Below are 23,893 nucleotides of genomic sequence, written 5' to 3'. Positions count from 1 at the left end.
AGCAACCCCAGGAGGTGACGACCATGGCCACGACACTTGCCAAGGCTGCCGAGGGCGCCGTAGCGGAGCTGACGCACGCCGCTCGGATCGAGCACGTCTCGAAGTCCTTCTCCGGCCCGGCCGGATCGCAGCTCGTCCTGGACGACATCAGTCTCGATGTCGCTCCCGGCGAGTTCGTCACCCTCCTGGGGGCCTCGGGGTGTGGCAAGTCCACGCTCCTGAACCTGGTCGCGGGTCTGGACAAGCCGTCCGTGGGGTCCATCGAGACCCCCGGCGGCCGGCCCGCCCTGATGTTCCAGGAGCACGCCCTCTTCCCGTGGCTCACCGCGGGCAAGAACATCGAACTCGCCCTGCGCCTGCGCGGCGTCCCCAAGGCCGACCGCAGGCCGGAGGCCGAACGCCTGCTGGAACTGGTCCGCCTCACCGGCTCGTACGGCAAGCGCGTCCACGAACTCTCCGGCGGCATGCGCCAACGCGTCGCCCTCGCCCGCGCCCTCGCGCAGGACAGCCAACTGCTGCTGATGGATGAGCCGTTCGCGGCCCTCGACGCCATCACCCGCGACGTCCTGCACGGCGAACTCACGCGCATCTGGGAAGAGACGAACCTGTCGGTCCTGTTCGTCACGCACAACGTCCGCGAGGCCGTCCGGCTCGCCCAGCGCGTGGTGCTCCTCTCCTCGCGCCCGGGACGGGTCGCGAAGGAATGGACCGTGGGCATTGCGCAGCCGCGCCGCATCGAGGACGCGGACGTCGCCGAGCTGTCCCTTGAGATCACTGAACACCTGCGTGGGGAGATCCGCCGCCATGGCCAGCACTGACACCACCTCCGAGGCCTCCGCCCGGCGGAAGGGCGACGACCTGGCCGGCCTGGAAGCGGGCCTCGACGCCCTCGACGCGGTCCAGACCCACCGCACGCCGATCCGTGAGGTCCTCCTCAAGAAGGTCCTGCCCCCGCTGCTGGCCGTCGGCCTCGTGCTGGTGGTCTGGCAGATCCTCGTCGCGGCGAAGGTCACCGACGAGACGAAGCTCCCCGCCCTGTCCGCCGTCTGGGACAGCCTGTCCGACATGTGGGTGAAGGGCACCCTGCTGGAGGTCGTCTGGACCAGTGTGTCGCGCGGTCTGCTCGGCTTCCTGCTGGCCCTGGCCATCGGCACCCCGCTCGGCCTGCTCGTGGCCCGGGTGAAGTTCGTCCGCGCCGCGATCGGACCGATCCTCCAGGGCCTGCAGTCCCTGCCGTCGGTGGCATGGGTGCCGCCGGCCGTGCTCTGGTTCGGCCTGAACGACGCCATGATGTACACGGTGATCCTGCTGGGCGCCGTCCCGTCCATCGCCAACGGCCTCGTCTCCGGCATCGACCAGGTCCCGCCGCTGTTCCTCCGGGCCGGCCGCACCCTGGGCGCCACCGGCCTGCGCGGCGCCCGGCACATCGTGATGCCCGCCGCGCTGCCCGGCTACCTGGCCGGCCTCAAGCAGGGCTGGGCCTTCTCCTGGCGCTCCCTGATGGCCGCCGAGATCATCGCCAGCTCCCCCGACCTGGGCCTCGGCCTCGGCCAGTTGCTGGAGAACGGCCGCAACAACATCGACCTGCCGGGCGTGTTCCTCGCGATCATCCTGATCCTCGTGGTCGGCATCGCCATCGACCTGCTGATCTTCAGCCCGGTCGAGCGGTGGGTGCTGCGCTCCCGCGGCCTGCTGGTCAAGAGCTGAGCCCCGTGTCCCGCGCCCTTCTGGTCATCGCCCACGGCAGCCGCGACCCGCGGCACGCGGCGACCGTGCACGCCCTCGTCGGGCGGGCGCGGGAGCTGCGGCCCGGGCTGCGGGTGGAGACGTCCTTCCTGGACTTCAACGGCCCGACCGTCTCGCAGGCCCTGGCCTCGCTGTACCTGTCCGGCGTACGGGAGGTCGTGGCGCTGCCGCTCCTCCTGACGCGGGCCTTCCACGCGAAGGCCGACATCCCGGCCGTGCTGTCCGAGGCCACGACCCGGCTCCCGGGCCTCACGGTCCGCGTCGCGGACGTCCTCGGGCCGTCCCCGCTCCTCGTCGCGGCCCTGGAACGCCGCCTCGCCGAGGCCGGTCTCGGCCTCACCCCGGCGGACCGCGCCGGCACCGGTGTGGTGCTCGCGTCCGCCGGATCCTCCGACCCGGAGGCGATCGCAGTGATCGCTGAAATCGCGCGGGAGTGGCGGCACACCGGTTGGTGCGCCGTGCGGCCTGCGTTCGCCTCCGCTGTTCTCCCCCGCACCGAGGACGCGGTACGGGCCCTGCGCGCCGAGGGGGTCCGCCGGATCGCGGTGGCCCCGTACGTCATCGCGCCGGGCCGGCTCCCGGACCGCATCGCCGCGGGCGCGGCCGAGTCCGGCGCCGACGTGGTGGCCGACGTCCTGGGCGCCGCGCCGGAGTTGGCCCGCCTCCTGCTGCGCCGCTTCGACGCGGCCGTCTCCGCCCACCGCGCGCCGACCACCCGCTCCGCCTTGACGGCCTGAGGGCCCGACGGGGCCTGCGGGCGGCGGTCCGGGACGGGGACGTCGCCCGGCCGCCGAACGGGAGCGGGCCCTGTGCCGGGCGGTCCGGGGCTTCCGTCTCGCGGCCCGCGGCATCATCGACAAGCCGGCCCGAGCCGGCCCGATCCGGCCCGAGCCGGCGGGCGCGGGTCAGGCGCGGGCCGCGGCCTCGTCGGCCAGGGCCGTCAGGTCCTCCACGGACATGGCGCCCGGCGGCAAGGACTCGCGGGCGAAGATGTTCGCCGCGTGCCGCAGCACGTCGTTGACCGGGGTCGGCACGCCGTGCAGGCGGCCCAGGAGCGAGATCTCCCCGTTGAGGTAGTCGGCCTCCACCGAACCCGTGCCCCGGGCCAGGCTCTGCCAGGAGGACCCGCCGCGCACACCGGCGGGCTGTTCGACCTTGCCGTCCCGGACCGCCGCCTGCTCGGCCTCGGAGGCGTGGTCGATGCCGGCGGCCTGGAAGGCGGCCTTCGCCTCGCGGACGGCGCGCAGCATCAGCGCGCCCTTCGCCGGGTCCGGGTCCGGGCCGGTGGTCGCCTGGATGGCGTTGCCCAGGTTGCCGAGCAGCTTCGCGTACTTCCACCGCATGACGTCCTCGACGACGGGCGCTTCGAAGCCGGCCCGTGCCAGGTCGGCGGCGATGTCCCGGATCCGCCGGTCGGCGCCGCCGGCCGCCTTGCCGAGGTGCAGGATCCCGGTGAGCGGGGCGCACAGCGCGGAGACGACGCCCGGCTCCAGGAACGTCGCGGGCAGCCACACGCAGACCCCGTAGACGCGCGCGAAGCGCCGCAGGGCGAGGCGTTCGCTCTCGACGCCGTTCTGCGCGCACAGCAACGGCAGCCGCTGGGCCGCGGTGCCGCCGCCCTCGACCTCGGCGTCCCCCCACGCGTCCAGCGCGGCGATGGCGTCCTGGGTCTTGACCGTCAGCAGCAGCACGTCGTCGGGGCGCAGCGCGCCGAGTTCGGCGGGCGCGGTGACGACGGGCAGCCGGTGCCGCGCGGTCCCGTCGGCGGTGGTGAGCCGCAGCCCGTCCGCGCGCAGCGCATCGGCGTGCGCGCCGCGTGCGACGAGGACGGTGTCGATGCCGGCTCCGGCCAGGCGTCCGCCGAGGGTCGCGCCGACCGCGCCGGCGCCGATGATGATGTAACGCATGCCCAGAGCCTGGCACACCGGGCGTCGCGCGGTACCGTCGGGCCATGGTGGACACGGTGTTCGACGTGGGTGGGGACCTACCGGTACGGCGTCTGGGGCTCGGCACGGGCGGTCTGGTCGGGGCCGGCTACTGGGGTCCCCGGAGCGGACGGACCGAGGCGCACGCGGTGCTGCGGGCGGCGGTGGAGGCCGGGGTCACCCTGATCGACACCGCCGACAACTACGGGCCGGAGCTGGCCGAGGAGCTGATCGCGGAGGCCCTGCACCCGTACGGGGAGCGGCTCGTGATCGCGACCAAGGGCGGGGTGGTCCGGACCGGCCCGGACCGGTGGCACGTGGCGGGGCGTCCGGAGCAGTTGCGGGCGATGTGCGAGGCGAGCCTGCGCCGGCTGCGGGTGGAGCGGATCGACCTGTACCAGCTGCACCGCTTCGACCCTGCGGTCCCGATGGCCGAACAGCTGGGCGCGCTGGCGCAGTTGCGGGCCGAGGGCAAGATCCGACACGTCGGGCTGGACACGGTCTCCCCCGAACAACTGCGTGTGGCGATGGAGTTGACGCCGATCGCCGCGGTGCAGAACCCGTACAACCTGCTGGACCGTTCGTCGGCGGAGGTGCTGGCGCTGTGCGAGGCGTACGGGATCGCCTTCCTGCCGTACTACCCGCTGGGCGGCGGGGCCCTGACCCGGGAGAGCGCGGCGGCGGTGACGGTGGTGGCCGCCGCGCACGGCGCCGGCCCGGGGCAGGTGGCGCTGGCCTGGTTGCTGCACCATTCGCCGGTGCTGTGCCCGACCCCGGGCACCGGCTCGCCCGTCCACCTGGCGGAGAACCTGGCGGCCGGGGCGATCCGGTTGGAGCCGCGGGAGCTGGCACTGCTCGACGCGTCGGCCCCGTAGGGCGACCTGAGGGGGCCGACCCGAGGGGGCGGCCGTCAGGGCCGGGTGAGTTCGACGAGTTTGACGACCGTGTTCCAGTTGCGGGTGGTCACGTCGAGCCCCTTGACGACGGCGGGCTTGGCCAGGGCCTCGGCCAGTTTGGAGCGGCCCAGGCCGTCGGGGGCGTAGAGGTAGACGACGCGGTCGCCGATCCGGTACTCCTCGGGGAGGTGGGCGGCCGGGTCCACGGACCGGAAGCGGTCCTCGGCGGGCTGCTCGGAGAAGAAGGTGGCGTGGAGCTGCTTGCCCTCCAGTTCGGCGGCGGGGAAGGGGCAGGCGTCGGCGACGGCCTTGAGGTGGTCCCCGTCGAGGACCAGGCACGCCACCCGGAAGCCGAAGTGGGCCTCGATGGCCGCCTCCAGTTCGCGGGCGAGCGCGTCGGGGTCCTGCCGGGTGCTGGTGAAGACGGCGTTGCCGCTCTGCAGGTAGGTCCGTACGTCGCCGTGGCCGAGCGCCTCCATGAGCGGGCGCAGTCGCGCCATGGGGACCTTCTTGCTGCCGCCCACGTTGATGCCGCGCAGCAGCGCCGCGTACCTGCGGGGGGTGTCCGGGGTGCCCGTCCTGTTCGTCATGGCGGCACCTTAGGTGCCGGGTACGACACTTCGGGTGCGGGCGTTCCGGTACGGCCGGCCGGACCCGCCCTACCGCAGTTCGGCCTCGATGAGGTCGGCGGCCCGGCGGGTGCCGCCCTCGGTGGCCATCTCGGCGCGGAGGGCTTCGGCGCGCGCGGCGACCTCGGGGTCGGCGAGCAGGCCGAGGACGGCCTCCCGGAGGCTCGTGGCGTCGGCCCGCTCCATGGGGAGGTGGCGCGCGACGCCGAGGCCGGCGAGCACGTCGGCGTTGCCGAACTGATCGACGGCCTGGGGGACGGCGACCATCGGGGTGCCGGTGGCGAGGCCCTCCTGGCTGCCGCCGGCGCCGGCGTGGGTGATGAAGGCGTCGGCCTTGCGGAGGATGTCGAGCTGGGGGACCCACCGGTGCACCTCCGCGTTCGCGGGGATGGGGCCGAGTTCGGCCTCGTCGGTGAACTTGCCGATCTGCAGGACGACGTACCAGTCGGGGAGGTCCGCGAAGGCGTCGAGGCAGGCCCGGTAGAACGCGGGCTGCTTGGTGAAGGTGGAGCCGAGGGAGACCAGGAGGAGCTTCCTGCCCTCGGCGGCCGGCGGGCGGGTCCAGGTGCCCTGGGTGGCGCTGCGGTCGCCCTGGCAGGCCCCGACGAAGGTGTGCACGGTGGTGTCGACGCGGTCGGCGTGCGGCTGGAGCGCGCGCGGGATCAGGACGATGCCGCGGCGGGGGCGGCCGATGAAGGCGTCCGGGTCGTCCGCGATGCCGTTCTCGTCGAGCCAGGAGCGGAAGCGGGCGTAGTAGGCCCTGCCGCGTTCGGTGGCGCGCAGTGCGGCGGTCATCGGCGCGGCGACCTCCTCCTCGTAGCCGGTCCAGGCGACCAGGTTCGGGGAGAGGGAGACGCAGGGGACGCCCCACCGGCGGGCGAGGACGATCGCCGGGTAGGAGGTGATGTCGTGGAGGACGAGGTCGGGCTCGTCCCCTTCGAAGGCGGCGGCCAGCTGCGGGAGGGCTTGGACGGCGTCGTTCAGGAAGGGCTCGATGTTGTCGATGAGTTCGGTGCCCCAGGCCTCGGGCTCCTCCTCGGTGGGGAGGGTGGAGTTCCAGATCACCGGGTCGGCGCCGGTTTCCGCGATCCGGTCGGCGTACGGGGCGGGGATGGCGTAACTGACGCGGTGGCCCCGTGCGACGAGTTCGCGGATCACTTCGATGCTCGGGTTCACGTGGCCGGCGGCGGCGATGGAGAACATGGCGATGTGGGCGGGCTTGGCTGAGGTCATGACAGGAGCATAACGAGACGATACGTCTCGTGCAACCATGGAGCCGGACGACGCCGCATCCGGACCGCCCGAGTCCGTTCACCCGGTCCCCCGGTGCGCCCGACCGCGCGCGCCGGCCTAGGATTTCGAACTTCGGCCCGATGGTGACGGGGTCAGGTCCGGGGCGTCCGGGGAGAATGCGGGGAGGTGCCGCGAGGTGCCTGGAGGAACGTTCATGCGTCGATCGGCCCGCGTCGGGAGCGGGACCGGCACCGCCGATCGGGGCGACGCCGGCACCGGCGCAGGCACCGCCGATCGGCCCCGCAGTCGTGTCGGCAACCGGGCCGTCCGCAGGGAGGCCCGCCGCGCGGTCCGCTCCATGCCGCTGCCCCGCCCCTTCAGCCTCACCGCGCTCGTCTCCGCCATCGAGGCGGACCGCGGGCGCCGGATCGAGCTGGTGTCCGCTCCGGACCGGCTGCTCGGACAGAGCGACGTCTGCGGGCTGTGGGTGCACCACGAGCGACTGCTCCTGGACCTGATCTTCATCCCGGAGAGCATTTCCGGCTACCACCGGCAGCGGGTCGCCTTCCACGAACTCGCCCACCTGTGGTGCGACGACCCGACGACCCAATCCGGCCAGGCCGCCGCCCTCCTGCCCGAGCTGTCCCCGGAACTGACGACCCGCCTGACCGAAGCGGGCCCGTTCATGGCCCGCCACCGCTACGACACCCACGTCGAACGCCGCGCCGAGATGATCGCCGACCTGCTCCACGAGGAGGCCTTCGCCTCCGACCGGATCGAGGACGGCACCCTGCGCGGCCTCGACGACACCCTCTCCCGCCCCTTCTCCCGACCGGCCAGGAGTGGACTTGTCTGACGTCCTGACCTACGCGATCGTGCTCCTCCTCCTCGTACAGGCCCTCTGGCGGATCCCCTCAGCCCTGCGCGGTCGCACCAGCGAGCGCTCCCTGTGGGGCGCGTTCGCCGTACTGGCCTGCGCCTGGCTGCTGCGCACCGACCCGGGCCGCCACTTGGTCGACGGCCTCGGCGTGCACGACCTGTCGACCCTGCTCAAGCACTGCTTCGTGGTGGCGGGCATGTGCGTGCTGCTGCGCTACGTCGCCGCCGTCTACCGCGGGGCCGCGGCCGACGGACCGTCCTCCCGGCGGGCCCGCGTGACGGTGGCGGTCCAGCGCCACGCCGTCACCGCGGCCGTCCTGGTCATCGCCGTCATGGCGGCGGTCTTCCTGCTCGTCCTGGACCGCGGTCCGGTACCGGAGGGCTCGCAGTTCATGGCCCGGCACGCCGGCGAACCGGGCCTGGCCCTCTACATGCCGCTCTTCTACGGTTACAGCGGCGCCGTCATCGGACTGTGCGGCTACCAGTGGGCGGGCGCCGCCCGCGGGGCCGGCCGCCGGACGCTGCGGACCGGACTCGCGGTGATGGCCGTCGGCATGGTGGCGGGCGCGCTGTACGCGGCGGTCCGGGCCGCGTACGCCGTCGTCGTCGCCTTCCGTCCCGTCCCGGACGCCGTCGCCGACTTCCAGGAGACCGCCACCGATGTCCTGCTGTACGCGTCCTTCCTGTGCTGGACCCTGGGGGTCATCGCCCCGGCCGGCCAGGCGGCGGTGAACCGCGCGCGGGCGTACCGGACGCTGGCCGAACTCCACCCGCTGTGGCGGGACCTGGCGCTGACCGCCCCGGACCTGGTGCGCATCACGCCGAGCCGGCTGCCGCCCGGGCTGCCGGCGGCGGGCCGCCTCAACACCCTGCGGGACCTGCTCGCGCACGACGCGTCCCCCCAGGTGCGGCTGGGGCGGTACGTCACGGAGATCCGCGACGTCATCCACGCCATGCGGCGCCGGGCCCCGGACGACCTGTACCAGGTGTCGCTCGAACTCGCCGAGAGCGAGGGACACGAGGGCCGGGACGCGGAGGCCGTCGCGCAGGCGTACTGGATCCTGTCCGCGCGCCTGAACATGCGGGACCCGGTCCGGGAACCGGGCGTACCGGCCGAGTTCCCGGCAGCGGGCGAGGACTTCTTCGCGGACGAGGTCCCGTGGCTGCTGCGCGTCGGCGAGGCGTACGCGAAGGCCGATCCCGCGGTCGCGGAGGAGGTACTGGAGGACTCCCGCGGGTAGCCGGGAGCGGCGGGATGGCGAGCCCAACGTGCGTCTTGTACAGGCGAGTTCGCCGACACTCCGTCCTCCCCTCGGCACGGCCGACCCACGCCGGGCCGACGCAGGAGCATCAACAACCGCTGCTCAACGCGGGATTGGCCGCCCGACGGACACGGCCGGCAAGGGCGTCGACGCCCCGTCCGGGTCGCCGAACCCGTTCACCACCACCGCCCACCGGCAGGCCCCGTCACCTCGGGCGCATGCCGTCGACGACGCCGCCGATGAAGTCCAGCAGTTCGGCGGGCAGGCCGTCGTCCCCGCCACGGGCCGCGATGCCGGCCAGGCCACCCCGCACCAGCCGCATGCCGCTGATGATCCGGTGCACCTCGGCGTCGTCGCTGCGGAAGAAGAGCGGCGGTACGGCCAGCGCCGCGGCGAGCGCGTCCAGGACCTCCTCGGAGGCTTCCGTCACCTCGCCCGTGCGCAGCCCGCGGACCAGGTCCTCGCTCAGCACCGCGCCCCCCGCCTTCGCGTTGCCGTGCTCGGCGATCCGGGCGTCGGTGGGGTGCGGCGCCGTGTAGGTCTCCGCCAACAGGTGGGCGAGCTTCTCGGACAGGGTTCCGGGCAGCCCGGCCCGCGGCTCCCCCCGCGCGACGCCGGACTCCGGTTCGGGCTCCCGTACGGGGGCGGCGGCGCCGTCCGACGGGGCCGGGTCGAAGGAGCGTTCCTCCGCGGCCAGCAGTTCCTCGACGCTCACGCCGTACGCCTGCGCCAGGAGCGGCAGGAACTTCTCCGAGAGCCGCCGTCGGCCCCGCTCCGCGTTCGCCACCGGACCCGCGCTGCGCGTCCCGGTGATGGCGGCCGTCTGGTACTGGGAGTACCCGGCGTCGCAGCGGAGGTCGGCCAGGTCCGGGGGCAGCGACCGGGGGAACAGTTCGTCCAGGTCCGCCCCGAGCGCCTGCGCCAGGGCCGGCAGCTTCTCGCCGTCCGGCAGCGACTTGCCGCTCTCCCAGCCGACGACGGCCGGGACGGTGACTCCGAGCCGGTCCGCGACCTCCCCCTGGGTCAGGTCCGCGGCGCGGCGTACTTTGCGGAGCAGGTGTCCGTCGACGTGACGAACCGGCATGGGCTCTCCTGGGCAGGCTCGGCAGGTGCACCAACTCTAACGAGTGGACCACTTGATCGGTTCTCCAAATTTAGATAACTTCATTTCAGCGAACGGGGGTCGCTCCTCCGGGCCTGGTACCGCGTAGCGGCGCAGGGCCTTGCCGTGGGCCGACGCGTGGGGGGACGCGTCGGCCCACGGGTCCGGGGACTTCGCGCGGGATGCGAGACTGGGCGGATTCACGACGGTCCGGACCCGGAGAACGAGATGGACGAGGCGCAGGCCAGGCAGGTACTGGAAGCAGCGGGCCTGGGCGCCGGCGCCACCCTGCTGGCGCTCGGCGAGAACGCGGTCTTTACCGCCGGGGACCTGGTGGTGAAGGTGGGCCGTGCCGACCCGGCGCTCGCCGCCCGGGCCGCACACGAACTGACCGTCGCGCACTGGCTGGAGCAGGCCGGGATCCCGGCGGTCACCGCCGCCGAAGCGGAGCCCCGCCTGGTCGCCGGACACCCGGTGACCCTGTGGCACCGGCTCCCGGACGCGGTCCGGCCGGCCGGACCGCAGGACCTGGCCGGGCTGCTGCGCCTGTTCCACGCCCTGCCCGCGCCGCCGTTCACCCTGCCACCTCGGGAACTGCTGGGCGGCGTCGAACGCTGGCTCCGGCTGGCCGGCGACTCCATCGACGCCGAGGACGCGGCGTACCTGCGCGGCCGGCGCGACGCCTACGCGGGCGAAGTCGCCGCCCTCACGCCGCACCTGACGCCGGGTCCGATCCACGGCGACGCCCTGGCCCGCAACGTCCACGTCGGCCCCGCCGGCCCGGTCCTGGTGGACCTGGAGACCGTCTCCACCGACCTGCGGGAGCACGACCTGGTGGTGATGGCCCTGGCCCGCGACCGGTACGGGCTGCCCGCCGATTCCTACGCGGCGTTCGTGTCCGCGTACGGATGGGACGTACGGGAGTGGGACGGCTGCCGGGTGCTGCGCGGCGCCCGCGAGACGGCCAGCTGCGCCTGGGTGTCGCAACACGCGCCGGCCAACCCGAAGGCGCTGGCCGAGTTCCGGCGCCGCGTCACCTCGCTGCGCGAGGGCGACACGGAAACCCGCTGGCACCCCTTCTGAGCAGGACCGCCCGCCCCGTCGGTCGATGCGCGCCCGCCCCACGCCCCTTCCCGTGGGCGACGGGGCGAGGACGTCGTGCGGGTCGGGGACGTCGTGCGCGTCGACGACATCGTCCGGGTCGGGGACCACCTCCCCGTGAAGATCATGGACGTCGACCTGCCCCGGCGCCGGATCGCCCTGCCCCACCTGCGGGCGCTCGCGCCCCGGGAAGGCTGAACCGGTCCCTCATCGGCTCCGGGGAATGAGCGGCCAGGCCGGCTCGACGACGGCCGTGGGATCCGCGGTGCGCCGCAGGTAGGCCTGCAACGAGACCGACTGGTCGGCCGCCGCGCGCACCTGGAGGGCGTGCAGGTCCGCGAGTGGCATCAGGCCGACGGGCCGGTGCTCCTCGCCCATGCGTCGTACCACGCGGGCGGCGGCCACGGCGTCGGCCTTCGCGTTGTGCGCGTCGTCGAGCGGGACCCCGTAGTGGGCGCACAGCGCGTGGAGGGCCCGCTTGCCCTTCCGGTACTTGTCCACGTGCTTGTCGATCACCAGCGGGTCGATGACGGGCGAGGGCACACCGCCGAGCCGCTCGCTGATCGACTCGACCCCGTGCCGCCGGCACTCGCGGTCCAACAGGGACAGGTCGTAGCGCGCGTTCATCACCACCAGGGGCGTCCCCGCCCGCAGTTCCTCGGCGACGGTCCGCGCGATCTCCGCTATGGCGGCAGCGGCCGGCGCCCCGTGCTCGCGGGCGTGCGCCGTCGAGATGCCGTGGATCGCCGACGCCTGCTCGGGTATCGCCACCCCCGGGTCCAGCAGCCAGGTACGTTCGGCGGAGACGGCCCCGGCCGAATCCAGGCGCACGACGGCCGCCGTCACGATGCGGTCGGTCTCGACGTCGGTGCCCGTGGTCTCCAGGTCGAAGGCGACCAGCGGCCCGCTGATCCAACCCATCACGCGGCCGCCGTTCCGACGTGCGCTCGCGGTCGGCTCCGCGCCGCGCCCGGGGATCCCGGGGACGCGCCCTCGCCGTCCCGCGTCCCGTCCTCATCGGGCGTCGCGATCCGGAACTCCGCCGGCTCCGTACCGCTCGTCCCCGGGTCGAATCCGACCCGTGCTCCCCCGTGCCACGCCGCCATGACGCGCCCTCCCCCGTTTATCCGGTCAACGGGTTTCAGCCTGACACGGCCCACTGACACCACCGCCGCCGGGTCCCGCGCCGAGCCGCCGCCGGACGGATCCGGCCGCCTCCCGACCGCCCCGCGGGCTGCGGCCCGGGTCGGGAATCCGTCGGCTCCCGGGGCGGGGTCGGCCGCGTGCGCCTACGGCCCCCGGGTCACGAGACCGGGCGGGAGTCCTCCCACACCGATTCGAACTCCTCCCGGTACGTCGTGAAGAGCCCGTGGTCGGCGTCCTTCGGGACGCCGCGGCCGCCGCCGCGCAGCACCAGGACGGGGGCCTCCATGCCGCGGGCCCGGCGCAGGTACGACTGGACGACCGCGATGCCCGAGGTCTCGCCCTCCACCAGGTAGGCGGTGAAGCGCGGGGTCTCGTCGAAGACGTGGATGTCGAAGCGCGAGGGGTCCCGCAGCCCGGCGCGGACCCGGCGCACGTGCAGGATGTTCATCTCGACCGCGCGGCTCAGCTCGCCCTTGCGCAGTCCCAGCTCCCGTTCGCGACGCTTGACGGCGCTGCTCGCCGGGTTGAGGAACACCAGCCGGACCCGGCAGCCCGCCTCGGTGAGCCGGACGAGTCTTCGGCCGGAGAAGTTCTGCACCAGCAGGTTCAGGCCTATGCCGATGGCGTCCAGCCGTCGCGCGCCCCCGAAGAGGTCCTCCGCCGGAAGCTGCCGTTGGAGCCGCACCCGGTCGGGGTGGACCGAGATGACGTCCGCGTACCGGTCGCCGACGAGGTCCTCGACCGCGTCGATCGGCAGCCGGTCCGCCGCCGGGCTGCCCGCGCCCGCGCCGAGGACCTCCAGCAGCCGCGCGGAGGCACGCTCGGCCTGCTCCAGCACGGGCCGCGACAGGGCCCGGTTGCGGGAGACCACGTTCCGGGTGACCTCCAGCTCGTCGAGGGCCCGCTCGATCTCGCGCCGGTCGTCGAAGTAGGGCTCGAAGCACGGCCAGTGCTGGACCATCAGCTCCCGCAGCTGCGGGAGCGTCAGGAAGCTCAGTACGTTGTCGTCGGCCGGGTCGAGGAGGTAGCCCTTGCGCCGGCTGACCTCGCGTACGGCGACGGCCCGCTGCACCCACTCCTGACCGGCGGGCCCGGCGGCCGCCACCACCCAGTCGTCGCCGCCGTGCACCGGTTCGTAGACGGGCCGCAGGACCGCGCCGACGACCGACCGCAGGCGCTGCTCGATCAGGTTCAGCCAAATGTAGGCGCGGCCGGCGCGCTGCGCGCGGGTACGGACCTCGCTCCACGCGTCGGCGCCCCAGTCCAGCTCGGCGCCGGCCCGTACGCTCCCGGCCTCCGGCGGGGCCAGGGACACCGTCCCGGCCGCCACCCCCGCGGGGGCCCCTCCTGGGGCATCCGCCGGGCCACCCTCGTGACCGCCGTCACCAGGGGGCAGCTCCAGACCTCCCGAGCTCACCCGTGCACCGCCTTCTGCGTCTGGACGCCCGTCTCCAGTGATCACGGAAGGGTACTCCGCGCGCGCGGTCCGATGCAGCCCGAAGCGGGCGCCGGGTGAGCCCATGCCCGGTGCTCCGACGGCCCGTTGACTCATTATGTGATGCGCGGACTGTCCGTTGACCCGCCTATCAGCTCTCCGGGTCACCCGGTAGGAGCATCCCAAGTCCACGCGTGGAGACCCTCTTTCGGGGAAGATCTGGCAGTGACGTGGTCCACGCCGGATCAGCCGGGACATCCTCCGACCCCGAGGAAAGAGTCGTTATCCATGCAAGTCTGGCCGGGACAGGCGTATCCCCTCGGTGCCACGTACGACGGCGCCGGCACCAACTTCGCGGTCTACTCCGAGGCCGCGCGCCGCATCGAGCTGTGCCTCTTGGCCGACGACGGTTCGGAGACCGCCATCGAGCTGCGCGAGACGGACGCGTTCGTCCGCCACGCGTACCTGCCCGGGATCATGCCGGGCCAGCGCTACGGCTTCCGGGTCCACGGCCCGTACGAGCCCGAGCGGGGGCAGCGCTGCAACGCGGCGAAGCTGCTGCTGGACCCGTACGCGCGCGCCATCAGCGGGAAGGTCGACTGGGGCGAGGAGGTGTACGGCTACCACTTCGGCCGGCCGGACTCCCGCAACGACCTCGACTCGGCGCCGCACACGATGAGTTCGGTCGTGGTGAACCCGTACTTCGACTGGGCCAACGACCGGCCGCCGCGCCACGAGTACCACCACACGGTGCTCTACGAGGCGCACGTCAAGGGTCTGACCATGCGCCACCCCGACCTGCCGGAGGAGCTGCGGGGCACGTACGGGGCGCTCGCGCACCCGGCGGTCATCGGGCACCTGACGAAGCTGGGCGTGACGGCGCTGGAGCTGATGCCGGTGCACCAGTTCGTCAACGACCACCGGCTCGCGAATGACGGGCTGAGCAACTACTGGGGCTACAACACCATCGGGTTCTTCGCCCCGCACAACGGCTACGCCTCGGGGGACCGCGGGCAGCAGGTGTTGGAGTTCAAGTCGGCGGTGCGGGCGCTGCACGAGGCCGGGATCGAGGTGATCCTGGACGTGGTCTACAACCACACGGCGGAGGGGAACCACCTCGGTCCGACGCTGTCCTTCCGCGGCCTGGACAACGCCTCGTACTACCGGCTCGGGGAGGACCCCCGGCACTACATGGACACCACCGGTACCGGGAACTCGCTGCTGATGCGGTCCCCGCACGTGCTCCAGCTGATCATGGACTCGCTGCGGTACTGGGTGACCGAGATGCACGTGGACGGCTTCCGCTTCGACCTGGCGGCCACCTTGGCCCGGCAGTTCCACGAGGTGGACCGACTGTCCTCGTTCTTCGACCTGGTCCAGCAGGACCCGGTGGTGAGCCAGGTCAAGCTGATCGCCGAACCCTGGGACCTGGGCGAGGGCGGCTACCAGGTGGGCAACTTCCCGCCGCTGTGGACCGAGTGGAACGGCAAGTACCGGGACACCGTACGGGACTTGTGGCGCGGGCAGCCGCGCACGCTCGCGGAGTTCGCCGGTCGTCTCACGGGCTCCTCGGACCTCTACCAGGACGACGGGCGCCGGCCGTTGGCCTCGATCAACTTCACCACCTGCCACGACGGTTTCACCCTGCACGACCTGGTCTCCTACAACGAGAAGCACAACGAGGGGAACCGGGAGGGCAATCGCGACGGCGAGACCCACAACCGGTCCTGGAACTGCGGCGTCGAGGGTCCCACGGAGGACCTTGAGGTCCGCGAGCTGCGCGAGCGCCAGATGCGCAACTTCATCGCCACCCTGATGCTTTCGCAGGGCGTGCCGATGCTCAGCCACGGCGACGAGTTCGCCCGCTCGCAGGGCGGCAACAACAACGCCTACTGCCAGGACAACGAGTTGGCGTGGCTGGCCTGGCCGGAGCCGGGCAAGGAGCCGCCCGCGCTGTTGGAGTTCACCCGGCGGATGGTGTGGCTGCGCCGTGACCATCCGGTGTTCCGGCGGCGCCGGTTCTTCCACGGCCGGCCGGTCGAGGGCACGCACGACGAGCTGTCCGACATCGCCTGGTTCACCCCGCACGGCGAGGAGATGCGGGCGCGGGACTGGCAGGCGCAGAGCGCGCGGGCGCTGGCGGTGTTCCTCAACGGGGAGGCGATCTCGGAGCCGGGCACCCGTGGGGAGCGGATCACCGACGACTCGTTCCTGTTGATGTTCAACGCCGGTGCGGAGCACCAGGACTTCACGATCCCTGCGGGGCACGGTGCGCGCTGGCACCTGGTGGTGAACACGGCGCGGTCGGACGTCCTGCCACCCGGCACCGGGCCGCAGTACGCGGCCGGGGACCGGGTGGCCTTGACGGGACGGAGCCTGGTGGTGCTTCAACGCCCGGCGTAGGAGGCGCTGCCCTCCCCGACGGTCGGGGAGGTGCCGCGCTGGGCCGGGATGAACGGCGTGGCGTGGGGACGGGCCGACGGGACCCGGGTGACGAGCGCGAGGGTCAGACAGAGGGCGGCCGCCCCGACCGCCACGGCGAACGCCCCGGACGGCCCGTACCACTCGGCGAGCCGCCCGGAGACGGCGAGGGCGGCGGCCTGCCCGGCGACCAGCGAGCTGGCGGCGTACGCCATGGCCTCGGCGAGCCGGGCGGGTTCCACGACCCGCTCGGTGAGCGCGAACGCGGTGATCAGGTGGGGGGCGTAGGCCGCGCCGAGGACGGTGACGACCGCGTACAGCGGCCACAGCGCGTCGGTGAACAGCAGCGGCACCGACAGGACCAGCGCGGCGGCGGTGGCCACCCGCCAGCGCAGCCGCAGCCCGAAGCGGGCGGGTAGCGCGCCCAGGGCGAGGCCGACGAAGGCGCTGACGACGCCCATGGCGGCGTACACGATCCCGGCCTGGCCGGGGACGCCCAACTGGGCGGTCAGCGAGGCGATGCCGGCCTGACAGGCGCCGAACATGGCGCCCTGGAGCGCGAGGGAGCCGCGGACGGCGTGCACGACGCGGGGGTGTCGGGCCCGGCCGCCCGCCCCGGCCTTCGGCCGCGCGGGGGCGCCGGCCGTGACGGCGGCGGTCGGGTGCAGGGCGTAGGCGGTGCCGAAGACGACGACGAGGCCGGCCGCGCCGGCGAGGGCGACGGCGGGGTGCGCGACGAGCGCGGCGAGTCCGACGAGGGCCGGGCCGAGCACGAAGGAGACCTCGTCCAGGGTGCCTTCGAGGGAGTGGACGGCGCCGATGACGCCCTCGTCGGACTTGGCCCGGTGGGCGAGCGCGACGGAGCGGGTACGGGCGAGCGGGCCGATCAGCGGGACGGAGGCGCCGGTGACGGCGCCGATCGCGGCGAGCGGGACGGTCGCGAGGCCGCCGAGGGCCCCGGCGACGAGGGCGGCGGTGGCGACGGCGTTGACGGCCGCCGCGGTGAGGACGACCCGCCGCTGTCCGTGGCGGTCGGCGAGCCGACCGAGGACGGGGCCGAAGACGACCTGACCCGCGGAGAGGATGCCGCCGACGATGCCGGCGGTGGCGAGGGAGCCGCTGGTCTGGGCGACCAGCAGGACGCTCCCGAACTGGGACATCGCGACGGGCAGTCGGGCGAAGAAGGAGACGAGCGGAAGTAGGGGCCCGGTCAGGGCGATGACGTTTCGATAGGTGTTGACGGTTCCAACCACTTGATCAAGACTAACCCGGCGGAGTCACCCGGATGCATTGGGTAATGGCACGGAATCCGGCAGGCTGGGTACGTACGTTCTCATGAGCCTGCCGCAGCACAGCACCCGAACGGAACCTGATGTTCCGAACCCTGTCACTCCGGCGTCCACCTACCGCCTCCAGCTGTGCCCGGAGTTCCCGTTCGAAGCGGCCCGGGCGGCCGTGCCGTACCTCGCCTCGCTCGGCGTGTCGCACCTGCACCTCTCCCCCGTCCTGGAGGCGGCGCCCGGTTCCACGCACGGGTACGACGTCACCGACCACGCCCGGGTACGGGCCGAGCTCGGCGGCGAGCCGGGCCTGCGGGCCCTGGCCGCCACGGCCCGCGCGCACGGACTCGACCTGGTCCTGGACATCGTGCCGAACCACATGGCGGTGCCGTCGCCGCTGCGACTGAACCGACCGCTGTGGGAAGTGCTGCGGGAGGGGCCGCACTCCCCGTACGCGCGCTGGTTCGACATCGACTGGGCGGCGGGCGGCGGGCAACTGTTGCTGCCGGTGCTCGGCGAGCCCGCCGACACCTACGACGTCCGGGTCGGCGGCGACGTACTGCGCTACGGGGACCAGGAGTTCCCGCTGCGCGCCGGTACGGCCGGGCTGCCGCTGCCGGAGCTGCTGGCCGCCCAGTGGTACCGGCCGGCCTGCTGGCGCGAGGCCCGTACCGGCCTCAACTACCGTCGTTTCTTCACCATTTCGGACCTGATCGGGATCCGCGTCGAGGACCCCGCCGTGTTCGCCGCCACCCACGCGAAGGTGCTGGAGCTGGTGCGGGACGGGGTCGTGCGGGGCCTGCGGATCGACCACGTGGACGGCCTGGCCGACCCCGGGCAGTACCTGCGCCGGCTGCGGGCCGCCGCCGGCGACGACTGCTGGGTGGTGGTGGAGAAGATCCTGGCCCGCGACGAACGCCTCCCGTCGACCTGGCCGGTGGCCGGCACCACCGGGTACGACGCGCTGCACCGCGTCGACGGGCTCTTCACCGACCCGGCGGGCGCGGCCGAGCTGGCCCGCGCCTACGGCCGCGCCACCGGCATGCCCTCCTGGCAGGAGACCGCCGCGACCGCGTCGCGGGAGGTGCTGACCGTGGACCTGGCCGCCGAACTGGCCCTCCTGGAACACCGGGCGGGACCCGCCGCGGCCCCCGCCGTACGGGAACTGCTGATCGCCTACCCGGTCTACCGCCCCTACCCGGACGACCCCGAGCCGGACCCGCGGGCCCTGGCGGAGGCGGCCGGGCGGGCCGGCGGGCCCGCGGCGGACGCCGTACGGGACCTGTTGCTGCGGGACCCGGCGTTCGCCGCCCGCTTCGCCCAGACCTCGGCGGCGCTGCGCGCCAAGTCCCTGGAGGACCGGGCCTTCTACCGCTGGGCCCCGCTGCTGTCGGCCACCGAGGTCGGCGGGGAGCCGGGCGCGCCGGCGGTGTCGCTCGGGGAGTTCCACGCGTACTGCGCCGACCTGGAGCGGGACTGGCCCGCCTCGGGGACCGTGCTGTCCACGCACGACACCAAGCGCAGCGCGGACGTCCGGGCCCGGATCGCTGTGCTGTCCCAGGCGCCGGAGCTGATGGCCGTTCCGGAGCCGCCGGCGGACGACCCCCAGCTCGCCTGGGTCGCCCGGCAGAGCGCGCTGGGGCTCGGCGAGGTGCCCGAGCGGGCGGAGCGGCTGGCGGCGGCCCTGCTGAAGGCCGCCCGGGAGGCGGGGCTGCGCACCTCGTGGACCGATCCCGACGAGGCGTACGAGGCGGGCGTCCCGAAGCTGGTCCCGGACGGGGCGGCCGGACCGCCCGCCGAACTGGTGGACGCGGCCCGGGCCGGTCTGCTCGGCATGACCCTGGTGCACCTGACGATGCCCGGGGTCCCCGAGGTGTACCAGGGGGCGGAGAGCGAGTACCGGGCCCTGGTCGACCCGGACAACCGGCGCCCCGCGCACTTCGGCGGCGAGGAGCTGACGGCCCTGGACGCGGGCGCGGACCCCGACGGCGTGTCGCGGGAGAAGCTCGCCCTGACCGCTGCCCTGCTGCGGCTGCGCCGCGACCGGCCCGACCTGTTCACCGGGTACGCCCCGCTGGCGGCCCGGGGTCCGGCGGCGGAGCACTGCGTGGCCTTCGCCCGGACGGGCGGGCTCGTCGCGGTGGCCACCCGCCTCTCCCACCGGCTGGCCGGCGCGGGCGGTTGGCGGGGCACCACCCTGACCCTGCCGCCGGGCCGCTGGACGCCGGCGGCGGGCTGCGGCCCCCGCCCGGCGCGGCCCGCGTACGAGGGCGAGGTCGACCTGGCGACCCTGCTGCACGCCCACCCGGCCCTGGCACTGATCCGCACGGCCACGGAACCGGTCGGGTAGGGCGACCCCGACCCCCGGCCCGGCCCGCGGCGGCCGGGTCGGGGCCGGGTCGCGCGAGGCGTTGGCCAGGGGTTTTCGGAGAGGATTCGGCGAAGTGCGGGGCGCGGTGAGCAGTAGGGGGCGTGCCCGGCGGGCATGGCATCCCATGTGAACCTCCTCCGCGATATGCGCTACCCCACACCTCACGAACTCGCCCTGGCCGCACGCGCGCTGGCGGACGAGCACCCCGCCCGGGTCCGGCTCCGGCGGGCCGGCGCGTCCCGGGCGGGGGCGCCGCTGTGGCTGCTCTCCGTCGATCCCGGTGACGGCGCCCGTGACGTACTCGTCGTCGCCGGGGCCCACGCCAACGAACCCGTCGGCGGGGCCACGGCCCTCTCCCTCGCCCGTCGGATCATCGGGGACCCCGCCCTCGGTGCCGGCGCCGGCTGGCACTTCCTGCTGTGCGCCGACCCGGACGGCGCGGAGCTGCACCGCACGCCCCGCCCGCACTCCCTGCTCGACTACCACCGCAACTTCTTCCGGCCGCCCGGGCCCGAACAGCCGGAGTGGGCGCCGTCCTTACTGGCCCCCGACCGGCTGCCGCCCGAGACGCTCGCGCTGACCGCCCTCATCGACGAGCTGCGGCCCGTCCTCCAGGTCTCCCTGCACGGCACCGACCTCGGCGGTTCCTGGGTGCAGCTCACCCGGGACATACCGGGGCTGGCCGAGCCGTTCGGGAGGTCGGCCGCCGAGCTGCGCATCCCCGTCGAGACGGGGGCCTCCGACGCCGCCGGGTGGCCCTCCCCCGGGCCGGGGATCTTCGTCATGCCGGAGTCGGGCACCGGCCCCGGCGGGGCGTTCCACCCCGAGGACACCCGGCTCAGCACCTGGTACCGCGTCCACCGCCACCACGGGACCACCGCGATCGTCGAGGTCCCGATGTGGGCGTCCGACCTGGTGGACGATCCGGCCCCGCACCCGGACCCGCGGCACGCCCTGCGCGTCCTCGCGGGCCGCCTCACCGAGGACGCCGCACGGGTGGCCGGGCCGCGGGGCGCGGTCGGGGGGCCGGACCCGGCCTCCGCCGCCCTGCTGCGCGCCGTCGACTGGACCCTCGCCCTGATCCCCCGGATCACCGCCGAGTGGACGGGGCCCGGCGCTCCCGTCGACGCCACGGCGGCCGCCATCGGCAGCATCGACGCCTTCGGGCGGCGGTTGTCGCTGCGCGCCGCCTCGATGCTCCTGCGGGTGCTGCGCGCGCAGGGCCATCCGGCCGCCCCGGGCCTGGACCGGCTGGTGACCGGCTGGTGCGAGGAGTTCTCGGCCCGCTTCCAGGCCCGCCGGGTGCCGGTGGCCACCCAGGTGGAACACCAGTGCCGCACGGTCCTGGCCACGCACGACCGGCTCACCCGCAACTTCGTGCGCCGAACGGGTGCGGTCCCGCCCCCCGGCCCGGACGCCGCCCGCGCTCAAACCGGCCAGGCGTAGCGGCGTTTGGCCAGGCCGGTGGCGCCGAGGCGGTCGTAGAAGCGGATCGCGCCCTCGTTCCAGTCCGGGGTCTGCCACTCGACGTGGTCCAGGCCCCGTTCCCGGGCGAGGGTGGCGACGGCGTCCATGAGGGCTTGGCCGAGGCCATGGCCCCGGGCCCCGTCGGCCAGGTAGAGGCAGTCCATGTGGAGGTGGTGCCGGGCGTCCCAGAAGGCGAACTCGGCGGAGCAGGCCGCGTATCCGACGACGACGCCCTCGGGCGTCTCGGCCAACAGCACCCACTGCCGCGGCCGCGGCCCGAAGAGCCGCGGGCCGAGCCGGGCGGCGAGACCGGGCGGGCGCGGCGCGGAGCGCTCGTGGGCGATGTGTTCGTGGATCAGTTCGACGAGGCGCGGCAGGTCCTCGGGGCGGGCCGGGCGCACCACGGCTGCGGGTTCATCCATGCCGCCATCCTGCGCCCCGGACCGGCGGGTCGCGCCGCCGGCCCCACCAGGGTCGCCCGCCGAGCGGCCCGTCAGGTCGCCGAGAGACGGAAGTTCATGCTGCCGAAGCCGATCTGGTCGCCGTCGCGGACCACGGCGGAGCCGGACACGCGGCGGCCGTTGACGGTGGTGCCGTTGGTCGAGCCGAGGTCCTTGATCACCCACAGGCCGTCGCGCATGCTCAGCTCCGCGTGCGCCCGCGAGACGGTGTCGTGGCTGAGCCGCAGGCCGTTGCCCGGGTCGCGGCCGATCCGCAGCGGTCCGGCGCCCGGGTGCGGGAGCAGCAGTCGGGGCAGCCGTTCGACCTGCCAGGCGCGGCGGACCCCGGCGGACACGGCGGACGCGCGGCCCACCCAGCCGAACAACCGACGGCTCCACGGGGCTTCGGTCGCCTCCCGGGTCCGGAGGTCGGCGGTGAGGACGGCGAGGTCCTCGGCCCGGCGGGCGGCGAGCGCGAGTTCCATCCGGCGCATGAAGGTGTCGTGCGAGAGCCGGCCGAGCGCCGCACCCTCTCTGAGCTGGCCCAGCGCCCGGTCGCGCTCGGCGTCCGAGAGCCGCGGCGCGGGGAAGGGGGGGAACTCGAAACTCGATGTCACAGGGTGATTGTCGGCCCGTCGGGTGCGGAGTGTCCAGAAGTCCTCCGGAAGGCCCGGAATGATGGGCACGATACGCATGCTGGACACCGCCGGAGACGAGGGGACCGTCCGTGCAGTTCGAGGTATGGGCACCGCTGACAGGTCGGGTCGCCATGCGACTGAACGACGCCGCCTACGAGATGACACCGGATCGGGATCCCGGCCGCGCCGGCTGGTGGACCCTGGACGCCCAGGCCGCCGACGGCGACCGGTACGGGTTCCTGCTGGGGGACGATCCCGTGGTCCGCCCCGACCCGCGCGGACGCAGACTGCCGGACGGGCCCGACGGCCTGTCCGCGGTCGTGGACTTCGAGCGGCTCACCCCGCGCGGCCCGGCGCCCCGCACCCCGCTCCAGGACGCGGTCCTGTACGAGCTGCACGTCGGGACCTTCACCCCCGAGGGCACCTTCGACGCGGCCGCCACCCGGCTGGGACACCTGACGGCCCTCGGGGTGACGCACGTCGAGCTGATGCCGGTCTGCTCCTTCCCCGGCCGGCACGGCTGGGGCTACGACGGGGTGGCGCCCTGGTCCGTGCACGAACCGTACGGCGGGCCGGCCGGGCTGGCCCGGTTCGTCGAGGCCGCGCACGCGGCGGGGCTGGGCGTCGTGCTGGACGTGGTCCACAACCACCTGGGTCCCTCCGGCAACCACCTCCCCGCCTTCGGGCCGTACTTCACCGACACCCACCAGACCCCGTGGGGCTCAGCGGTCAACCTGGACGCACCGGGCTCCGACGAGGTCCGGGCGTACCTCCTGGGCAGCGCGCTGGCCTGGCTGCGGGACTACCGGATCGACGGACTCCGACTGGACGCGGTGCACGCGCTGGTCGACGGGCGGGCGCTGACGTTCCTGGAGGAACTCGGCGCGGCCGTCGACGAACTGGGGGCGGAGACGGCCCGTCCGCTGTTCCTGATCGCCGAGTCCGACCGGTGCGACCCGCGCACCACGGCCGCCCGCGCCCAGGGCGGACTGGGCCTGCACGGGCAGTGGAACGACGACTTCCACCACGCCCTGCACTGCACGCTGACCGGCGAGTCCCAGGGCTACTTCGCCGATTTCGCGGAGGCCCCGCTCGGCGCCCTCGCCAAGACCCTGACCCGGGCCTTCTTCCACGACGGGACCTGGTCCTCCTTCCGCGGCCGGACCCACGGCCACCCGGTGGACCGGCGGCGCACCCCCGCGCACCGCTTCGTCGGCTACAGCCAGACCCACGACCAGATCGGCAACCGCGCGCTGGGCGACCGGCTCTCGGCCTCCCTCTCCCCCGGCCTGCTGGCCTGCGCGGCGACGGTGGCGCTGACCGGGCCGTTCGTACCGATGCTGTTCATGGGCGAGGAGTGGGGGGCCGGCACGCCCTGGCAGTACTTCACCGACCACCCCGATCCCGAGCTCGCGGAGGCGGTACGGACCGGGCGGCGCCGGGAGTTCGCGGCGCACGGCTGGAAGGCGGAGGAGATCCCGGACCCGCAGGACCCGGCGACCCGGGACCGCTCCTGCCTGGACTGGGCGGAGCCCGAACGGGACGCGCCCGCCCGGCTGCTGGCCTGGTACCGGACCCTGGTCTCGTTGCGCCGCACCCAGCCCGACCTGCGCGATCCGGACCTCGCGGCGGTCCGCGTCGCGCACGACGAGGAGCGCCGCTGGCTGACGTTCCGCCGGGGCGAGATCCGGGTCGCGGTGAACCTCTCCCCGGAGCCGGTGACGATCGCGCTGGGGCGCAACGGGGTACGGGTCCTCGCCTCCTGGGAGCCCGCCGAGCACCCGGGGCCGGACGGCCGGATCCACGTACCGGGCGAGTCGGCGCTGGTCCTGGGCCCCTGACCGGCCGGACCCGGCGGCCGGGCGTGCCGACACCGACGTGCCGTCGCGGGTGCCACGCCCGTCTCACGTTCCGTGATCACG

20 protein-coding genes and 1 pseudogene are annotated in these 23,893 nt (G+C 74.2%); 12 read left to right on the top strand and 9 right to left on the bottom strand.

The features are described from left to right. Positions 1–23 precede the first annotated feature (23 nt). From ACZ4XJ_RS24240 to ACZ4XJ_RS24230, 3 genes are read left to right on the top strand one after another with little or no spacing between them, the layout of a single operon-like run. Entirely contained in the window at positions 24–818 is a 795-nt protein-coding gene (locus tag ACZ4XJ_RS24240; RefSeq protein ID WP_384001841.1) for an ABC transporter ATP-binding protein, read from the top strand. Continuing rightward, a complete protein-coding gene (locus tag ACZ4XJ_RS24235; RefSeq protein ID WP_362883673.1) occupies positions 805–1,707 on the top strand; it encodes an ABC transporter permease in 903 nt (300 codons plus the stop codon). Before ACZ4XJ_RS24240 ends, ACZ4XJ_RS24235 begins: the two co-directional genes overlap by 14 nt. Then, positions 1,704–2,483 carry a sirohydrochlorin chelatase gene (locus ACZ4XJ_RS24230; RefSeq protein ID WP_468497329.1) on the top strand — a complete coding sequence of 260 codons (780 nt, stop codon included), beginning with the start codon at positions 1,704–1,706 and terminating at the stop codon, positions 2,481–2,483. Before ACZ4XJ_RS24235 ends, ACZ4XJ_RS24230 begins: the two co-directional genes overlap by 4 nt. Positions 2,484–2,651: 168 nt before the next feature. Here the strand turns inward: ACZ4XJ_RS24230 and ACZ4XJ_RS24225 are convergent, their stop codons facing one another. Further along, complete coding sequence (locus ACZ4XJ_RS24225; protein ID WP_468497306.1) at positions 2,652–3,653, bottom strand: ketopantoate reductase family protein; 1,002 nt, start codon at positions 3,651–3,653, stop codon at positions 2,652–2,654. 44 nt (positions 3,654–3,697) lie between these two features. Here ACZ4XJ_RS24225 and ACZ4XJ_RS24220 point away from each other — a divergent pair, with 44 nt between their 5' ends. After that, positions 3,698–4,546 (top strand): aldo/keto reductase, encoded by an 849-nt coding sequence (locus tag ACZ4XJ_RS24220; protein ID WP_468497305.1) that lies wholly within the window; start codon positions 3,698–3,700, stop codon positions 4,544–4,546. Between the two features lie 35 nt (positions 4,547–4,581). On the opposite strand, the gene ACZ4XJ_RS24215 is transcribed toward ACZ4XJ_RS24220, so the two are convergent. Both ACZ4XJ_RS24215 and mgt read right to left on the bottom strand, forming a co-directional pair. Then, positions 4,582–5,157, bottom strand: coding sequence for a DUF1697 domain-containing protein (locus ACZ4XJ_RS24215; RefSeq protein ID WP_468497304.1), 576 nt, complete (start codon positions 5,155–5,157; stop codon positions 4,582–4,584). Positions 5,158–5,226: 69 nt separating this feature from the next. Next, a pseudogene (mgt, locus tag ACZ4XJ_RS24210) lies at positions 5,227–6,488 on the bottom strand (macrolide-inactivating glycosyltransferase). A 155-nt stretch (positions 6,489–6,643) separates the two neighbouring features. Here mgt and ACZ4XJ_RS24205 point away from each other — a divergent pair. Both ACZ4XJ_RS24205 and ACZ4XJ_RS24200 read left to right on the top strand, forming a co-directional pair. Beyond that, complete coding sequence (locus ACZ4XJ_RS24205; protein WP_468497303.1) at positions 6,644–7,285, top strand: hypothetical protein; 642 nt, start codon at positions 6,644–6,646, stop codon at positions 7,283–7,285. Beyond that, positions 7,278–8,549: an MAB_1171c family putative transporter gene (locus ACZ4XJ_RS24200; protein WP_468497302.1), complete on the top strand. Its 1,272-nt coding sequence runs from the start codon at positions 7,278–7,280 to the stop codon at positions 8,547–8,549. The genes ACZ4XJ_RS24205 and ACZ4XJ_RS24200 overlap by 8 nt, the downstream gene beginning before the upstream one ends. Positions 8,550–8,775: 226 nt before the next feature. Here the strand turns inward: ACZ4XJ_RS24200 and ACZ4XJ_RS24195 are convergent, their stop codons facing one another. After that, the gene (locus ACZ4XJ_RS24195) at positions 8,776–9,654 is read right to left on the bottom strand and encodes a helix-turn-helix transcriptional regulator (protein WP_362883688.1); all 879 of its coding nucleotides are present in this window, start codon (positions 9,652–9,654) and stop codon (positions 8,776–8,778) included. A gap of 246 nt (positions 9,655–9,900) precedes the next feature. Between ACZ4XJ_RS24195 and ACZ4XJ_RS24190 the strand changes: the two genes are divergently transcribed. Further along, positions 9,901–10,755 carry a phosphotransferase enzyme family protein gene (locus ACZ4XJ_RS24190; RefSeq protein ID WP_468497301.1) on the top strand — a complete coding sequence of 285 codons (855 nt, stop codon included), beginning with the start codon at positions 9,901–9,903 and terminating at the stop codon, positions 10,753–10,755. Positions 10,756–10,830: 75 nt separating this feature from the next. Further along, positions 10,831–10,971, top strand: coding sequence for a hypothetical protein (locus ACZ4XJ_RS24185; RefSeq protein WP_362883691.1), 141 nt, complete (start codon positions 10,831–10,833; stop codon positions 10,969–10,971). 9 nt (positions 10,972–10,980) lie between these two features. Here the strand turns inward: ACZ4XJ_RS24185 and ACZ4XJ_RS24180 are convergent, their stop codons facing one another. Together ACZ4XJ_RS24180 and ACZ4XJ_RS24175 are read right to left on the bottom strand one after the other, a co-directional pair. Next, the gene (locus tag ACZ4XJ_RS24180; protein ID WP_362883693.1) at positions 10,981–11,694 is read right to left on the bottom strand and encodes a 3'-5' exonuclease; all 714 of its coding nucleotides are present in this window, start codon (positions 11,692–11,694) and stop codon (positions 10,981–10,983) included. Between the two features lie 382 nt (positions 11,695–12,076). Continuing rightward, entirely contained in the window at positions 12,077–13,336 is a 1,260-nt protein-coding gene (locus tag ACZ4XJ_RS24175) for an SAV2148 family HEPN domain-containing protein (protein ID WP_362883695.1), read from the bottom strand. Positions 13,337–13,642: 306 nt separating this feature from the next. Between ACZ4XJ_RS24175 and glgX the strand changes: the two genes are divergently transcribed. Beyond that, positions 13,643–15,757 (top strand): glycogen debranching protein GlgX, encoded by a 2,115-nt coding sequence (glgX, locus tag ACZ4XJ_RS24170; protein WP_362883697.1) that lies wholly within the window; start codon positions 13,643–13,645, stop codon positions 15,755–15,757. Here glgX and ACZ4XJ_RS24165 read toward each other — a convergent pair. Beyond that, on the bottom strand, positions 15,742–17,028 hold the full coding sequence (locus ACZ4XJ_RS24165; RefSeq protein WP_468497300.1) for an MFS transporter: 1,287 nt from the start codon (positions 17,026–17,028) through the stop codon (positions 15,742–15,744). The genes glgX and ACZ4XJ_RS24165 overlap by 16 nt on opposite strands. Positions 17,029–17,110: 82 nt before the next feature. Between ACZ4XJ_RS24165 and treY the strand changes: the two genes are divergently transcribed. Continuing rightward, the gene (gene treY / locus ACZ4XJ_RS24160) at positions 17,111–19,405 is read left to right on the top strand and encodes a malto-oligosyltrehalose synthase (RefSeq protein ID WP_468497299.1); all 2,295 of its coding nucleotides are present in this window, start codon (positions 17,111–17,113) and stop codon (positions 19,403–19,405) included. A gap of 147 nt (positions 19,406–19,552) precedes the next feature. Next, on the top strand, positions 19,553–20,872 hold the full coding sequence (locus tag ACZ4XJ_RS24155; RefSeq protein WP_362883713.1) for a M14 family zinc carboxypeptidase: 1,320 nt from the start codon (positions 19,553–19,555) through the stop codon (positions 20,870–20,872). On the opposite strand, the gene ACZ4XJ_RS24150 is transcribed toward ACZ4XJ_RS24155, so the two are convergent. Beyond that, entirely contained in the window at positions 20,854–21,315 is a 462-nt protein-coding gene (locus ACZ4XJ_RS24150) for a GNAT family N-acetyltransferase (protein WP_468497298.1), read from the bottom strand. The two genes, ACZ4XJ_RS24155 and ACZ4XJ_RS24150, sit on opposite strands and share 19 nt — an antisense overlap. Before the next feature lie 71 nt (positions 21,316–21,386). Beyond that, a complete protein-coding gene (locus ACZ4XJ_RS24145) occupies positions 21,387–21,950 on the bottom strand; it encodes a DUF1707 and FHA domain-containing protein (RefSeq protein ID WP_362883704.1) in 564 nt (187 codons plus the stop codon). A gap of 110 nt (positions 21,951–22,060) precedes the next feature. On the opposite strand from ACZ4XJ_RS24145, the gene treZ reads away from it, so the two are divergent. Then, positions 22,061–23,812 (top strand): malto-oligosyltrehalose trehalohydrolase, encoded by a 1,752-nt coding sequence (gene treZ / locus ACZ4XJ_RS24140; RefSeq protein WP_468497297.1) that lies wholly within the window; start codon positions 22,061–22,063, stop codon positions 23,810–23,812. Positions 23,813–23,893: the final 81 nt, after the last annotated feature.

The sequence above is a fragment of the Streptomyces sp. NPDC029836 genome (assembly GCF_055574495.1).
This window is presented reverse-complemented; position numbering and strand designations above follow the sequence as displayed.